This is a genomic window from Crocosphaera sp. UHCC 0190 (assembly GCF_034932065.1).
Taxonomy (GTDB): Bacteria; Cyanobacteriota; Cyanobacteriia; order Cyanobacteriales; family Microcystaceae; genus UHCC-0190.
In genome coordinates this window covers 83,875-98,339 of record NZ_JAYGHP010000004.1, presented here as the reverse complement: position 1 = coordinate 98,339, position 14,465 = coordinate 83,875, and the positions used below count along the sequence as shown (strand labels likewise).

Annotated in this window: 18 protein-coding genes; 7 read left to right on the top strand and 11 right to left on the bottom strand. The window is 40.8% G+C overall.

The window, feature by feature from the left end; translation table 11 throughout:
• Positions 1–29: 29 nt before the first annotated feature.
• The 3 genes from VB715_RS07970 to VB715_RS07960 form a co-directional block, all read right to left on the bottom strand.
• Complete coding sequence (locus VB715_RS07970; protein WP_323300667.1) at positions 30–323, bottom strand: hypothetical protein; 294 nt, start codon at positions 321–323, stop codon at positions 30–32.
• 153 nt (positions 324–476) lie between these two features.
• Positions 477–596, bottom strand: coding sequence for a PEP-CTERM sorting domain-containing protein (locus tag VB715_RS07965; protein ID WP_416336918.1), 120 nt, complete (start codon positions 594–596; stop codon positions 477–479).
• A 162-nt stretch (positions 597–758) separates the two neighbouring features.
• A complete protein-coding gene (locus tag VB715_RS07960) occupies positions 759–1,208 on the bottom strand; it encodes a hypothetical protein (protein WP_323300666.1) in 450 nt (149 codons plus the stop codon).
• Positions 1,209–1,696: 488 nt separating this feature from the next.
• Between VB715_RS07960 and btpA the strand changes: the two genes are divergently transcribed.
• The 4 genes from btpA to VB715_RS07945 all read left to right on the top strand — a co-directional run bounded on the left by btpA (position 1,697) and on the right by VB715_RS07945 (position 4,087).
• Positions 1,697–2,545: a photosystem I biogenesis protein BtpA gene (gene btpA, locus VB715_RS07955; RefSeq protein WP_323300665.1), complete on the top strand. Its 849-nt coding sequence runs from the start codon at positions 1,697–1,699 to the stop codon at positions 2,543–2,545.
• Between the two features lie 49 nt (positions 2,546–2,594).
• Entirely contained in the window at positions 2,595–3,572 is a 978-nt protein-coding gene (locus tag VB715_RS07950; protein ID WP_323300664.1) for a vitamin K epoxide reductase family protein, read from the top strand.
• Positions 3,573–3,720: 148 nt separating this feature from the next.
• Positions 3,721–3,849 (top strand): DUF6888 family protein, encoded by a 129-nt coding sequence (locus tag VB715_RS21960; protein ID WP_416336915.1) that lies wholly within the window; start codon positions 3,721–3,723, stop codon positions 3,847–3,849.
• Positions 3,850–3,892: 43 nt separating this feature from the next.
• Entirely contained in the window at positions 3,893–4,087 is a 195-nt protein-coding gene (locus tag VB715_RS07945; RefSeq protein WP_323300663.1) for a DUF6887 family protein, read from the top strand.
• A gap of 71 nt (positions 4,088–4,158) precedes the next feature.
• On the opposite strand, the gene VB715_RS07940 is transcribed toward VB715_RS07945, so the two are convergent.
• Positions 4,159–5,631 (bottom strand): leucyl aminopeptidase, encoded by a 1,473-nt coding sequence (locus tag VB715_RS07940; RefSeq protein WP_323300662.1) that lies wholly within the window; start codon positions 5,629–5,631, stop codon positions 4,159–4,161.
• Positions 5,632–5,830: 199 nt separating this feature from the next.
• Here VB715_RS07940 and VB715_RS07935 point away from each other — a divergent pair, with 199 nt between their 5' ends.
• Both VB715_RS07935 and mdh read left to right on the top strand, forming a co-directional pair.
• Positions 5,831–6,049 carry an NAD(P)H-quinone oxidoreductase subunit O gene (locus tag VB715_RS07935; protein WP_323300661.1) on the top strand — a complete coding sequence of 73 codons (219 nt, stop codon included), beginning with the start codon at positions 5,831–5,833 and terminating at the stop codon, positions 6,047–6,049.
• 19 nt (positions 6,050–6,068) lie between these two features.
• The gene (gene mdh / locus VB715_RS07930; protein ID WP_323300660.1) at positions 6,069–7,043 is read left to right on the top strand and encodes a malate dehydrogenase; all 975 of its coding nucleotides are present in this window, start codon (positions 6,069–6,071) and stop codon (positions 7,041–7,043) included.
• Here mdh and VB715_RS07925 read toward each other — a convergent pair.
• Positions 7,040–7,672, bottom strand: coding sequence for a Uma2 family endonuclease (locus VB715_RS07925; RefSeq protein ID WP_323300659.1), 633 nt, complete (start codon positions 7,670–7,672; stop codon positions 7,040–7,042). The genes mdh and VB715_RS07925 overlap by 4 nt on opposite strands.
• Positions 7,673–7,709: 37 nt before the next feature.
• Positions 7,710–8,084 (bottom strand): cytochrome c, encoded by a 375-nt coding sequence (locus VB715_RS07920; protein WP_323300658.1) that lies wholly within the window; start codon positions 8,082–8,084, stop codon positions 7,710–7,712.
• 425 nt (positions 8,085–8,509) lie between these two features.
• On the opposite strand from VB715_RS07920, the gene VB715_RS07915 reads away from it, so the two are divergent.
• The gene (locus tag VB715_RS07915) at positions 8,510–9,397 is read left to right on the top strand and encodes a hypothetical protein (RefSeq protein WP_323300657.1); all 888 of its coding nucleotides are present in this window, start codon (positions 8,510–8,512) and stop codon (positions 9,395–9,397) included.
• A gap of 36 nt (positions 9,398–9,433) precedes the next feature.
• On the opposite strand, the gene VB715_RS07910 is transcribed toward VB715_RS07915, so the two are convergent.
• The 5 genes from VB715_RS07910 to cofH all read right to left on the bottom strand — a co-directional run bounded on the left by VB715_RS07910 (position 9,434) and on the right by cofH (position 14,459).
• Entirely contained in the window at positions 9,434–10,420 is a 987-nt protein-coding gene (locus tag VB715_RS07910; protein WP_323300656.1) for a DnaJ C-terminal domain-containing protein, read from the bottom strand.
• A 102-nt stretch (positions 10,421–10,522) separates the two neighbouring features.
• Positions 10,523–11,128 (bottom strand): signal peptidase I, encoded by a 606-nt coding sequence (gene lepB / locus VB715_RS07905; RefSeq protein ID WP_323300655.1) that lies wholly within the window; start codon positions 11,126–11,128, stop codon positions 10,523–10,525.
• Positions 11,129–11,160: 32 nt separating this feature from the next.
• Positions 11,161–11,994 (bottom strand): nucleoside triphosphate pyrophosphohydrolase, encoded by an 834-nt coding sequence (gene mazG, locus VB715_RS07900; RefSeq protein WP_323300654.1) that lies wholly within the window; start codon positions 11,992–11,994, stop codon positions 11,161–11,163.
• 87 nt (positions 11,995–12,081) lie between these two features.
• Positions 12,082–13,197 carry a hypothetical protein gene (locus VB715_RS07895; RefSeq protein ID WP_323300653.1) on the bottom strand — a complete coding sequence of 372 codons (1,116 nt, stop codon included), beginning with the start codon at positions 13,195–13,197 and terminating at the stop codon, positions 12,082–12,084.
• Positions 13,198–13,316: 119 nt separating this feature from the next.
• Positions 13,317–14,459: a 7,8-didemethyl-8-hydroxy-5-deazariboflavin synthase subunit CofH gene (cofH, locus tag VB715_RS07890; protein WP_323300652.1), complete on the bottom strand. Its 1,143-nt coding sequence runs from the start codon at positions 14,457–14,459 to the stop codon at positions 13,317–13,319.
• Between the last annotated feature and the right edge of the window lie 6 nt (positions 14,460–14,465).

Genomic DNA, 14,465 nt, shown 5'->3' with positions numbered 1-14,465 from the left:
CATTAATTATTAACGAGGGAAAGTCTTAATTAATGGGGTAAGTTAGGAAAGTTTGGGAAGAATAGTTTAATTATCCCTGTCCCAATCGCTAAAATAAAGCCAACTGCCACAGAACGATTGATAAACTCTTGGCTATCCAATCTCTTATTAATTCCTTTGACTTCTATATCAAGGGCTTTGATTTCTCCTGTTAATTTTTCTTCTAATCTCACTTGTCCTATTTTGAGATCATTAACATCTTTTTGAAGGGTGTCTAATTTACCGTTGATCTCCTTTAAAATTTCTTCTAACGAGTAAGTCACAGTGATGGGTGTTTGACTCATCAGTTAAACTCCTATCTGAAATATTGCTAGGGAACTAACTTTATTATCTTCCTAAACCTTGTAGGGGTCAACGGCCATTGACCCCTACCATCAGAAACAGCAATCATCAAACTTGTACAAAGATAATACCGTTATGCCCACGAATTATGATAATTAACTTCGTTTCGCCGGCTTTTGAGACAATTTTCTTTTGAAAGCAGAACCAAAGGCAACAGCCGTTCCTGCACCTAAAATAGTTAAGGGTTCGGGAACTGCTGCTGGAACCTCTTGAATAGAAGAGATGGCATACAGGGAGGCTCTCCCGTACTTGTGGTGATAAGTAAAGCTTATAATTCGTAGGGTGGGTTAGACGCGGCTATGATTTTGATGAAAAACTAATAAGTTTTAATCCGCGTCGTAACCCACCATCTTAAGTATTGTAGCTGATTATACATTTTATACCAAGATGTCGGGAGAGCCTGTATATACGAAAAACGTGCCTCCTACAACGCCATTTTCAGTAATGTTGATGGGATTATCTATACTAAAATCCCACAAATCACTATAGTCATCAGCGACTTTTACCCCATCAACTCGAAAGATAGGAACTCCAGCATCTCCAAGGGTATTAGTATTAACCTTAGCATTGGTAGTAGCCGTAGAAACAATCGCTTTCCAATCTCCCTGAATATTGCTAGTTTCAGTCCCTAGAACAGCAACATTATTGACAAAAGTATTATAGTCGGAAATGTCAGTGCTGCTAGGATCACGAGTTTCAGAAGTCACAAAGACGTAGCGAAACTGGGAACCTGGGGCTAAATTAGGTAGGGTAGCTGCTAAAGTTTCTCCAGCTAATAACAGAGGTGTGCTTGTCCCTAAAATCACGCCAGCTAAAGTTAGGTTCAAAGATTTTCTCATTTCTCAAAAACGATTAAATTTAGAAAATTTGACATCAACGCCGCAACCATAGCACAAGGGGGGGGAAGTCAAGTATTTTAATAATATTTAATTCAAAATATAGATTATTGAACGATTAAAGTTGAAAAGGGATAAGGTGGGTAGTGCATTGGCCTACTGTAGTGCAAGAGTTATGAAGCTAAAATCAGACAAGCACCTCCAAGAAACCATCAGACAAAATTAATGATTAAAGCTAATTTAGACTGGTTATTTGCTCAAGATAATAAGGCGTTTTCAGCTTAGACTTATCATCAAAAATTAACGTCTGACTTTTATGCGGGCGAGTTAATTTAACCGATTGGTGAGAATCATCGATTTTCGACAAAAACCCGCCCCGACAACTTCTGACTTCTTGATCGGTTCCCAATTAAGATACAATTTGTAGTTGGTTCTCAATTCAGACGGCATCAACCGTAGTCGACCATTAGGTAGATTCAGTGGACTTGACTCAAACATTCAACACGACAAACCCAATTATTGGTGTCGTTCACCTCTTACCCCTGCCCACTTCTGCCCGTTGGGGAGGCAGTTTAACAGCAGTCATTGAACGGGCTGAACAAGAAGCCACCGCCCTGGCCGCAGGGGGGGTAAATGGTATTATTGTCGAAAACTTCTTTGATGCCCCCTTTACCAAAGATCGGGTAGATCCGGCCGTAATTAGTGCCATGACCTTAATTGTCGATCGCATCAAAAACCTGGTGGTGGTTCCTGTGGGCATTAACTTGCTAAGAAATGACGCATTAGGGGCGATGGCGATCGCGTCTACGATTAATGCCCAATTTATCCGTGTCAACGTCTTAACGGGCATTATGGCCACCGATCAAGGGTTAATTGAAGGGCGGGCCCATGAATTACTAAAGTATCGCCGGGAATTAGCTGCCGACGTGGCCATTTTAGCCGATGTTTTAGTCAAACACGCCCGACCCTTAGGAACTCCCAACTTAACCACAGCAGTTCAAGATACCATTGAACGAGGACTTGCTGATGGGGTCATTCTCTCAGGGTGGGCCACAGGTAGTCCCCCCAGTCTCGAAGACTTAGAATTAGCTGTGGCCGCTGCTAAAGGAACCCCTGTCTTTATTGGGAGTGGGGCTAATTGGGATAATATTGAACAATTAATGACCGCAGCAGATGGGGTAATTGTGGCCAGTTCCCTGAAACGTCATGGCAAAATCAGCGAACCCATTGATCCCATTCGGGTGGCCCAATTTGTAGAAGCGGCCCAACAAGTGAGTGCATCTAAAGAAAAATCAAAATCTCAGCAACCTCTCAAACTGACAACGTAAGACCTTGCTAAAATCAGCAGTAATGATGATTTGCTAAATCGTAACTATTATGAGTCGTAGACGTTCTGTTCCTTGGATTTATCGTTGGTCCCGTCCGATCATCGGTGCGATCGCCATTGCGGGGGCGATTCTAACCGCCTATCTCACCATTACGAAACTAAGTGGGGGGGAAGTAGCCTGTGGGGCCGGAGATGCGGAAAACTTCGTCTCTGGATGTAAAAGTGTTCTTGATAGTCCCTATGCCCTTGTTTTTGGCTTACCCTTAAGTTTATTTGGGTTTCTTGCTTATAGTAGTATGGCCACGGCTGCCTTGGGGCCTTTATTAATTAAACCGGAAAGTAATAAAAGTTTCAGAAAACAATTAGATGAGTGGACATGGTTATTCCTCTTAGCAGGGGGAACTTCTATGGCGGTTTTTAGTGGCTATTTAATGTATATTTTAGCCACTGAATTGCAGTCTGTTTGTTATTACTGTATTGGATCTGCTATCTTCTCCCTTAGTTTAATGGGATTAAGTATTTTTGGTCGAGAATGGGAAGAAGTGGGTCAAATCTTTTTTATTCCCATTGTCGTTGCGATGATTACCTTAGTCGGAACCTTGGGAGTTTATGCTAATGTTAACGGGCCAACGGCTGAAGGACGTTTACCCATTGAAACAACAACTACTGCCCCTCAGCCTCCTGATGGTTGGAAAATCACTACAGAGTCAGGGGAAGCAGAAATTGCTTTAGCCCAAAATCTCACTAAGGTTGGAGGCAAAATGTATGGGGCCTTTTGGTGTCCCCACTGTTATGAACAAAAACAGTTATTGGGAGAAGCAGCAGTCCAAGAAATAACGTATATTGAATGTGATCCCAGAGGGAAAAATCCTCAGCCTGATGCTTGTGCGGCGGCTAAAATTGAATCTTTTCCTACTTGGGATATTAAGGGAGAAAGACTCTCAGGAGCCCAACTTCCTGAAAAATTGGCCAAAGTTTCTGGTTATACGGGACCAACGAACTTTAAATACACGATGCCTGGCCGTTAATTATTGTAGGGTGGGCAATGCCCACTCTACTAATGCACCAATTTAGTTGAAACAACCCACTACAAAATCGGCGTTGCCGAAGGCACTGCGGAGCAGATCGCACTGTATCGTGAGATAAATTAAGTTATAGTCAAGGGGGGCGGAATATTTGCCAACAACTCAACAGGCGTTTCGATGCTTCGAGCTTTGTCAGAACCTCACAAGTATGTACCTTTCTGTGGATATGGTACGTTTAGATCAGAGGACTGGAAATGCAATAATTATAACCGGAGAGTAAATTTTGATTGAGATTTACCCTAATGGAAATTGGAGATTTGTTAATGAAATCTAAGTTTCAAATGATGACCATGGAAGAACTGAAAAAATATGTTCTAGAAAATCGAGGTGATCAAGCAGCATTTCAAGCATTAATGGATCGTGTTGATGCTCAACCTAAAAACGAATTATATGGATCAGTAAATGCTGAGGAGTTTTCTACATTGCTTGAACAACATCGCCGCTTTCAGAAAAATTAAGATTGTTGGTGAGAAATGTTGGGTTTCGTTACCTCAACCCAACCTACAATTTGACACTCCCACCTTCTGTATTAACTTAACACCCAATTAACCAGGGTACGCACCGGAAAACCCGTCGCCCCTGCATTATTAACCCCATTTTCCTTGTCACCCCAAACTGGCCCGGCCACATCTAAATGGGCCCAAGGAGTCTCCTTAATAAACTGCTTTAAAAATAACGCAGCCGTAATCGAACCCCCGGCCCTTGGCCCCGTATTTTTCATATCTGCAATGGGAGATTTTAACCCCTCAAAATACTTTTCTTCTAAGGGCATTTCCCAGAACTTTTCCCCGGCTGCTTCTGCTGCGGCTTTAATTTCTCCGGCTAAATTATCATCTGTACTCCATAACCCAGAAATATTGTCTCCTAAAGCAACAATACAGGCCCCGGTAAGAGTAGCTAAATCTACGATCGCATCAACTTCTAATTTTTCGGCAAATACCAAAGCATCAGCCAAGGTTAACCGTCCCTCAGCATCAGTATTATTAACTTCGATAGTTTTGCCGTTTGAAGCAGTTAAAACATCCCCAGGGTGCAGGGCCCGCCCACTGATCATATTTTCCGTAGCTGCACAAACAAAATGCACCTCTACATCGGGCTTTAATTGGGCGATCGCTTGGGCGGCCCCCAAAGTCGCGGCCCCACCTCCCATGTCCATTTTCATGGTTTCAATGCCACTCCCTGACACTTTCAGGTTTAAACCCCCAGAGTCAAAGGTTAGACTTTTACCCACAATAGCGACTTTGCGTTTGGGGGTTGCTGCTGGTTTATAGGTTAAATGAATGAATTTAGGCGGTAAATCAGAAGCTTTGGCAACCCCTAAAAATGCCCCCATGCCTAACTTTTCACAGTCTTCTTGTTCTAAAATTTCGATTCCTAACCCGTAGTCTGTGGCGATTTTTTGGGCAGTTTCAGCAAAGGTAACAGGAGTTACGCTATTAGCAGGGGCCGCTACTAATTCCCTGGCTAAAATGACCCCAGAACAAACAATTTGGGCCCGTTTAATGGTTTCCCCTTGTTCCCCCACCCCTAAAATGTCTACGGTTTCTAGTTTCATGGGTTTGTCTTCGGGTTCGGACTTGAAGCGGTTATCTTGATGTAAGGGTAAGATTAACCCTTCGGCGATCGCAGCCGTGGTGGTTGCTGCATCATCATTCACCAAGGGTAAACTGATGGCTAGGGTTTTGACTTTCTCTTTTTTGGCTAAACGGACGATCGCTGCTGCCCCTAAGCGCAGGGTGTTTGATTTTAGCTCATCCGCTTTGCCTAAACCGACTAAAATGATTTTACGGACAGAACTCTGACCACCAACGCGAGTGACTGCGCTAGTCCCAGATTTTCCTTCAAATTCTGCTTCTGTAATTAATTCTTGTAGAGTTCTCCCCAGTTTTTCGTCTAACTGCTTTAATTCTCCCGTTATCTCTGTGGCATTTTCAAATAAACCAAGAGCGAGTGCATCTCCACTCCAGTCTAATAAGGGGGTATCTGTCCCACGAATATCCATGTATATTCTCAAGTGTCTCGTTAGAATGTCCGTTTCTCATTTTAACTGAGATCTTGCATCAGAACAAAAATACTTAATGATTTAGAGGCAGGAGGAAGAAGGCATCTGACTCAAAAAATTACAAATTTTTAAGGAACCTTGTCTAGAGATTGCGTGTACAATCGAAACTTAGTAAGGAAAATTCCCATAATGAACCATCATGGCAGCTAAAATAAAAAAAGGTGCATTAGTTCGCGCTGTAAGAGAACAGCTAAATAATAGCCTGGAAGCCAAGGCCAGTGATACCCGTTTTCCTCCCTATATGTTTGAAACCAAGGGAGAAATTCTTGAACTGACTGACGAATACGCCCTAGTTAGGTTTTCAGTCCCTACCCCCAGTGTTTGGCTACGCATCGACCAACTAGAACCTTTAGAATAAGCGTCAATTTACTATAATCATGACTGTCTCCCATGACTCCCTGCTTCCTTGTCAATCCTTTCGTGTTTCCGTCATTGGTGCGGGCAATGTCGGACGCACCTTAGCCCAACGCATTGCCGAAAAAGATCTAGCCGATGTGGTGTTACTGGATATTGTTGAAGGCTTACCCCAAGGCATTGCCCTGGATTTAATGGCGGCTCAAGGCATTGAGTCCCATAATAGCAAAGTTATTGGCACGAATAATTATGAGGAGACAGCAGGATCTGATGTCGTTGTGATTACCGCAGGGCGAGCCAGAACCCCTGGTATCAGTCGGGATGACCTAATGGCAATTAATGCCAAAATTGTCGTTAATGCGGCTCAGCAAGGGATTAAATACTCTCCTGATGCCATTTTTATTATCATTACCAACCCCCTCGATGTGATGACCTATTTGGCTTGGAAGGCGACGGGACTGCCTCCCCAACGGGTGATGGGAATGGCCGGGGTTTTGGACTCTTCCCGCTTACAGACTTTTATTGCCATGGAATTGGGTATCTCAACGGCCAATGTGACGGCGTTGGTTTTGGGGGGTCATGGGGACTTGATGTTACCTTTACCTCGTTACTGTACGGTTAACGGGGTTCCTATTCCTGAATTGTTGGACCAAGCTACTATTGAGCGTTTGGTGGAAAGGACGCGCAATGGTGGGGCTGAGGTGGTGAAATTATTACAAACGGGAGGGGCTTATTATGCGCCCGCTTCTTCTGCTTGTTTGATGGTGGAAACTATTTTACGAGATCAATCTCGTTTATTACCAACGGCGGCTTATTTGACGGGAGAATATGGGTTGGAGGATATTTATCTTGGAGTTCCTTGTCTCTTGGGATGTCGCGGGGTGAAACGGATTTTAGAGGTTCAACTGACGGAACAAGAAAGGGAATCATTACATATTTCGGCTAATTCTGTGAGAAAAAACGTGAAGTTAGCGTTAGAAAGTGTGGGGATGGATTAATCAATTTTTTTAATCTTTTTCTTAAATTCTAAGACAGCATCAAAGGGTTCATCCCATTCTATGTAACTGGTTAACAAGTCTAAATCTAGGTTAGGTAATAACTTACTTTGATTAGATTCTGTATAGGTTCCATTGACTAAAGAATGCACTTTTAACCGTCTATTTTGCCAAAACCAAACTTCAGGAATTGCTAAGGCTTGATAAATTGTTAGGGTATTAATTCCCCCGCTAGTAATAACGACTTCAATGGCTAAATCAGGCAAATCTTTTCTCTGACCAAAACAATAGGATTTATCGGCTTCAATTCCTTTTTTTACATGATGACTCCGCCAGGTTGTTGAACCTAAAGAATAAAATCTAATTCCCATTTCTAATAAATAGGTTTCTAACAAGATTCCAATATTTTCTTTGTCAATTTCATGACGACTACTGGGGGACATAATTTGTAAAATTCCCTGATCATAAATAACTCGAAATAAAGGTGAATCTCCCAAATATTGTAATAAATCAGCATAAATTTCCCAAGGGATACCACTTAAAATCAATAGTTGATCACTTTCAAGATTATAATTGTTTAACTGGTCTAAAATTCGTGAAAATGGTTGGGTGTTTATCGAGGAAATAACCATTATTTTTACCTATTTTTGTCTAAATCATCTTTCTATTTTAAAGTGTTTCTAAATAACTCAATAAATCTGACATTTCTTGGGGATTTGGTTGAAATTGTGGCATCGGTGGGGTTTGGCCGCTGGTTACTTGACGAATCAGACTGAGTTTAGATTTATGCTTTTGAACATGATGTAAACTCGGCCCCACACTGCCATCTGCTTTTAATCCATGACATCCCGCACAATTAATTTCAAACATTGCCTGACCTCTTTCGATATTTCCTGTCAGAGATAACACTTGATTAATATAGGGATCAGAAATTTGATGGAGATAGGAACCAACCATGACCACAATAACAACAACAATAACGGCTACGAAAATTAGGGTTAGCCGTTGTATAGCATCTTTCGGTTGAATTAACTGTTCAGTCACGGGTAGTTATCAAGGGATAGATCAGAGCAACTTGTTCTTTACATTTTGCAATGTTTTGGGACTTTCGGGCCCCTTTCGTTAAATTGATGTAACAATTGCGGGTTAAATCGGGCTAAATAATTAAGATGCTTAAAAAAATCTTGACAACGAATACCACTCAGTATAGAACTTAAAAGTCAACAAGTTAAGTCTATTGGCATTGGTTAACATTGTGCAACATTTTCCTTCTTCAAAAACGTGAAGTCTTTTAAACTAGAAGGAACACTGCAATCTTCTTCAGAGACTAAGGGTATAGGGTTTTACTTCTGACTTCTGACTCCTGCTATTGGTAGGTTAATTCCCTAACCCAAGCGCGATCGCTCACTTACTCATTTCTACTCCTCGCCAAGATTGCTCACGCTATATTCTCCCGTTTTCTAACTCCTATGTTTAAACGCTTCTTGGCTCATCAATGGTTTCCTTCTACCATCTCTGCTGGTTGTTTATTAACGGGATGGTTACTCGCTACGCCTTTATCTGTTCATGCAGAAACTAATTTTATTCCCCCTGAGATGGATTATGGAGTAGAAACGGTTTCTTTGGAGTCATCCCTGGCTCAATTTGAGGGTGAGACTGAATCGCAGTCATCCACTGTACCTAATGACCCCCTAGATAGTCCTTTTCCTGTTCCTTGGCAGTGGTTAATCGAAACTCAGCAAGAATTTAGCAGCAAAGGGACAGTTGGACAAAGATACTATCGCAGTCAAGCTTTACTGTCTCCTGATGGCCAATATGCGGCTTATACCCGTATTTCCATGATAGCGACACCGGAACTCCATGAGTCTCAAGCCACGAGTGTGATGTTTTTGGAGAATTTACAGACAGGAGAATTACAAGTCATTCGACCAGACTCTCCCCTGGCCAAGCATTTGCACGATGGGGAAAACCCGGAAAATGAACCAGGGATTATGTCAATTTTAATACCTGTTTCTTGGTCATCTAATGGCGATCGCTTATTATCTCGTCAAATGGAAGGATTTTTTAGCACTTCTGATGTGACAGATTATGCTGTCATTTGGGAGCGAGACACGAATCAAACCACCACAGTTACCCCCACCCCAAAACCCCAGGATCATCAAACGGCGATTCTTTTAGGATGGAATGATAATAATGGCAATGAAGTCTTGTTTCGCTCAGGAATGTTAGGGGATGAAGATTGGCCGGTGGTGGCGGTTACGCCTCAAGGTAACACCTTATTAGCCAAGGATGCTGATTCAGTGACCTATGGGCAATTAGTCACCCGTAGTTGGACTGGTTCTCAAATTTTGCCATAAAAGACTCTATCTTTAGGGGTAATTCATGAATTACCCCTACAACCGAATGCTGGATAAATGGCTACGGGGGTTATAGGTACGACTTTCACGAATTTTCTCGTAATAGTCTCGTTCGGTAGCAGTGAGGTTTTGGGGCGTATCAACCACAATTTTAACTAATTGATCTCCCCGTCCATCTTTGGGGTGTATCCATCCTTTTCCCCGTAAACGTAGGGACTGGCCAGAACGAATACCAGGGGGAATTTTAACCGTCACCATGCCATCAGGGGTAGGAACTTCCACTGCTGTTCCTAAAACTGCTTCATCTGGGGTAATAGGCACTTCACAGACTAAGTTATCATCCTCAAATTGGAAGAAGGAATGGGGTTCAAGTTCCACATTCAGATACAAGTCTCCTCGATTTTGACTGTAAGGACTGGCGGCCCCTTTTCCCCTTACCCTAACCCGACTTCCGGTTTTGGCCCCCGCAGGAATTCGCACATCTATGATTTCATTGCCTAAATTGAGGCGTTTTTGTACCCCACGAAAGGCTTCTGAAAAGGTGAGACGCAGGGTTGCTTCTCGGTTAGGGGCAGGGGTTTGGCTATCAAAGCCGCTACTATAAGGATTATAGCCTGTAGGGCCTGTGGTGGTACGGTAGCTATAATTTCCGGTTCCAGGGCCACCAGGGGTAGAAAAGCGTCCTAATAATTCATTGATAAATTCTTCAAAGTTACCATACTGGCTAAAGTCAAAGCCTCCCATATCGACACCGACGTTACTGCCGCCGGGCCAGCCACTTTGGTCAGCTTGTTTCCAATATTGCCCAAATTGGTCGTATTTTTGGCGTTTTTCGCTATCGAATAGCACTTCGTAGGCTTCACTAATTTCTTTAAAGCGTTCTTCTGCTTCTTTATTGTCAGGGTTTCTGTCTGGGTGATATTTAACCGCTAGTTTCCGAAACGCCTTTTTAATTTCGTCCGCGCTGGCGTTTTTGCTCACTCCTAGTATGGCATAGTAATCTTTATAATCGGTAGCAGCCATCTACAGAAATCTCCTCTTGAGTGGTTAATCGGGTTAAACAATTGGGGAAGAAAGATCCTTAATAATATTTTACTATAAGTTAATTGTTATTGAGTTTTCGTTTTAATTTCCCTTGACAATACTGCCAATTCGATTGAAAGGAAAGAATCTAAAAACAGCATTACCAATCACATTTCGTTCGGGTAAAAATCCCCAGACATGAGAATCATTACTATTGTTACGATTATCTCCCATGACAAATAAATAGCCTTCGGGAACTTGGACGGGTTGTAAGTTATAATCAGGAGATTCTAGGATATATTTTTCATCAAGGGGTTGATTATTAAGATAGACTTTGCCATTATTAACGGCAACGGTTTCTCCTCCTTTGGCAATGACTCTTTTAATAAATGCTTGCTCTTTTTTATACCCTTGTAATTGTAATTGAATGGGGGGTTCAAACACAATAATATCTCCTGGTTGGGGAGCATGAAAATAGTAAGAAACTTTTTCAACTACTAAGCGATCACCTTTTTCTAAGGTGGGATACATAGACTCTGAGGGAATATAGCGGGGTTCAGCAATAAAGGTACGAATAATAAAGGCTAAAATTAGAGCAATGACAATAATTTGTACATTCTCCCATAAAGCTTTCCATCGGGTATTTTTGTTGTTTTTTTGCTGTTCAGATAGAGAAGGGGTTTTGGCTTTTTCTTGATCTAATGTCATAAAAATTGTTCTAGCTGTTCTTGAATTATAGCTTATTGGTTTAATTTTTTCTTGGCTTGTTGCCACAGGTTTTCTAATTCTTCTAGGCTATAATCAGTTAAGGGGCGATCGGCAAATGTTTCCATTTTGGAAAGACGTTGAATAAACCGTTCATTTGTTCCTGCTAATGCTTCAGACGCATCTAAACCATACCACCTCGCCAGGTTAATTATGGTAAAGAGTAAATCTCCTAATTCTGATTGTTGATGTTCTTGATTATCGGTTTCTAATGCCTCTTTAAATTCGGCTAATTCTTCTGAAAATTTATCCCAAACCCCTTCAATATTTTCCCATTCAAATCCTGCTTTTGCTGCTTTAATTGAGATTTTACTACTTGCCATTAAGGGGGGTAAAGTTCGATTGTAATGAGCTAGTTTTCGACTCAATAATTGAGAAATTTCTGGGGTTTCTCCCTTCTCTTCTGCTTTGATTTTTTCCCAATTTTGTCCCACTTCTTCTCCATCTTTAACTGTTACATCTCCAAAGACATGAGGGTGACGACGAATTAACTTTTCGGTGATACCTTGCGCCACTTCTTTTAAGTTAAAATGTCCATGATCATCAGCAATTTGTGCCTGTAATACTACTTGTAATAGTAAGTCTCCTAATTCCTCTGCAATGGCATTTTGATCTTCGCTTCTGATGGCATGAACTACCTCATAGGCTTCTTCTATTATGTATGGTATCAAAGTTTGGGGGGTTTGGGCTAAATCCCAAGGACATCCACCATCAGGCGATCGCAATTTTGCTACTACTTCAATCAGGTGGTTTAATGTCTCTAAAATAGCATGATAGGTTTGGTTTGGGGCGGTTTGGGGTTTAGACATAGATAAGCAGGATAAAGTATCTCTTATCTATTGTTAACTAAATTGTCCCTATCTGTAAATATTGAGAGAAAGAAACCCAATTTATCATCATTTTGATACTTCCTGTAATTTTGCTTGCGCTAATTTTAATAATCCCTGGGATTCTTGATAGCTACTTGTTCCTGTTTGGACTTCTTTTAATTGATCAATTGTCCCTTGTAATTCACTGACAAAGGTTCCTTTTTCTTCTGGTTCAATTCTTTTTGCATAGGATGTTTGACGGCGTTGTATTTCGTCTTTTGCTGTTTCTAATGCGTCTACTGAATCTGCTTCTATTTTCTCTCGAATTTTGATTATACCCAAATTACTTTGATATTGTGCCAAGAGAGTTTGAGTTGCTAAATAGCTAGTTTCTTCAGGAGAGATTTTTTCTAATCGTTCAATTGCTTGTTGCCATAATTTATCACATTGTTGCCATTTTTCAACTGGATGAGGAGGATTTTTACAAAGGTTTGTTGCTGCTAAAGAGAATTGTTGTGCTGCTTGAATCATGGTATTTCCTTTTTTTAGTCCATCCATATCTCCTGCTACTGCTTGAAAATCTCTTTGATACATTTCTAATTGGTTACTTGCTAAAGTAGCAGCAAAGGTATCAGCAGGAAGTTGTTGCAGTTCATCTAAGGAATGTTGCCAATTGGTAAGAATGGTTTGTTTTTGCTGTGGGTTAATAGCGGTTTGATAGTCTTTTTGGGCTTGTTGTAAATTCCCTGCCGCTTGCTGATAAGTATTGTAAGCATTTTTTTGTTGAAAAATAATCGCTTCCATTCGTCCAATTTGCTTTCTTGCTGCTTCAAATTCATCAAGGGTAAACTGCCAACTACAACTAAACATTTGACAATAGCGTTTGGGTTCATATCCAATAAACCAAACGGGTAATTTATCTAAATTTTGTTGGGCAATTTTAACTTTTTTTTCCCCTAATGTGATATCATCAAAACTAGAAACATGGTGAATTAATTGATCCGCTTGTTCCACGTGAGCGATCGCTTCTCGGTAATTATGATCCATCTCAATATAACTGGGTAATAATAATAAAGGGGCAACTTTTGAGACGGGGCGGCGAATCATAGGATAGGGTAAGTTTACCAGGTAAACCAGTCCGACAAAACCTGTTGCAGCGACGGTTGTAATACCAATACCCCAAGCAATTAGTTTTAGTTTCATAATGGAAAGTGATAAGGATACTAAGGTTAGTATTCCCAATTTTTGCCATTTTTGATCAGGGGTTGATTAATTTTTAATTGTCGCGGCAAGTTGCAAAGGGATAGATTTAATTAAGTGAATTAATGATAAACTTCATATAATGTACCTCGTTGCTGATAGGGACGGTTGAGAGATTTGATCCCATTTTGTAAGGTTTCTACCTCCATAAAAGTTCCTCCCATTGCACCAGCCATGGTGGTAATATGTTCTTCCATTAAAGTTCCTCCAATGTCATTACAACCCCAGTTTAAAGCTTGTAATGCTCCATTTAAACCTAGTTTAACCCAACTTGGTTGATGATTTTTTATCCAGTTTCCTAAGAAAATTCTGGAAACTGCTGTTAATAATAAGGTTGATTCTAAACTAGGTTGATCTCTATTCACCCGTTTTCGTAATGCTTGCGGTGCATCTTGTCCCACAAACGGTAATAAAATAAACTCAGTAATTTTAGCGGGATAATTATTTTCAATGGCTACTTTTTGTAAGTTTATTAAATGCCTAAAATGTTGTATTTGTTGCTGTGGTGTTTCAATATGACCACATAACATGGTACTGGTGGTATTAACTCCTAAACTATGGGCCAAACCAATAATTTCTAACCAGGTTTCAGTATCAATTTTTTCAGGACAAATAATGCGTCTTACCCTATCATCTAAAACTTCTGCAGCCGTGCCTGGCATTGACCCCAAACCGGACTCTTTTAAGGCTATAATAACCTCAGCATAACTAATCTTATCTTCCCTGGCAATAAATTGGATTTCTTGGGGAGAAAAAGCGTGTAAATGAAGTTGAGGAAATTCTTGTTTTAAACTGCTAAGTAATCGTTGATAATAGTTTAAGGATTTTCCCTGTAATTTTGCTTCAGGGTTTAACCCTCCTTGCATACAAATTTCTGTGGCTCCTATTTGGACAGCATCGGCAGCTTTTTCGAGAATTTGTCCGATATTAAGCCAAAATGCGCCATCATCTCCCGCATCTCGTCGAAAGGCACAAAAGTTACAATGTTGCTCACAAATATTGGTAAAATTTATATTACGATTGATGACATAAGTAACGGTGTCTCCCACTTGTTTTTGACGGAGTTTATCAGCAGTTTGCCGAATTTTATTAATGACGATTTCTTCCGTTTGAGAAAGAAGCGTAACTCCCTCTAATTCTGATAAGTCTATTTTGTTTTCTGCTTGGTCTAAAATAGCTGTTATGGATTCAATTTGATTAATCACAGGAGT

Bases quoted from the DNA above. Each gene is read 5' to 3' on its own strand.
- VB715_RS07935 (WP_323300661.1), top strand. From the start codon at position 5,831: ATGGCAGCTAAAATAAAAAAAGGTGCATTAGTTCGCGCTGTAAGAGAA.
- mazG (WP_323300654.1), bottom strand. From the start codon at position 11,994: ATGTCTAAACCCCAAACCGCCCCAAACCAAACCTATCATGCTATTTTA.
- lepB (WP_323300655.1), bottom strand. From the start codon at position 11,128: ATGACATTAGATCAAGAAAAAGCCAAAACCCCTTCTCTATCTGAACAG.
- VB715_RS07895 (WP_323300653.1), bottom strand. From the start codon at position 13,197: ATGAAACTAAAACTAATTGCTTGGGGTATTGGTATTACAACCGTCGCT.
- VB715_RS07970 (WP_323300667.1), bottom strand. From the start codon at position 323: ATGAGTCAAACACCCATCACTGTGACTTACTCGTTAGAAGAAATTTTA.
- VB715_RS07940 (WP_323300662.1), bottom strand. From the start codon at position 5,631: ATGGATATTCGTGGGACAGATACCCCCTTATTAGACTGGAGTGGAGAT.
- mdh (WP_323300660.1), top strand. From the start codon at position 6,069: ATGACTGTCTCCCATGACTCCCTGCTTCCTTGTCAATCCTTTCGTGTT.
- VB715_RS07950 (WP_323300664.1), top strand. From the start codon at position 2,595: ATGAGTCGTAGACGTTCTGTTCCTTGGATTTATCGTTGGTCCCGTCCG.
- VB715_RS07925 (WP_323300659.1), bottom strand. From the start codon at position 7,672: ATGGTTATTTCCTCGATAAACACCCAACCATTTTCACGAATTTTAGAC.
- VB715_RS07945 (WP_323300663.1), top strand. From the start codon at position 3,893: ATGAAATCTAAGTTTCAAATGATGACCATGGAAGAACTGAAAAAATAT.
- VB715_RS07915 (WP_323300657.1), top strand. From the start codon at position 8,510: ATGTTTAAACGCTTCTTGGCTCATCAATGGTTTCCTTCTACCATCTCT.
- VB715_RS07910 (WP_323300656.1), bottom strand. From the start codon at position 10,420: ATGGCTGCTACCGATTATAAAGATTACTATGCCATACTAGGAGTGAGC.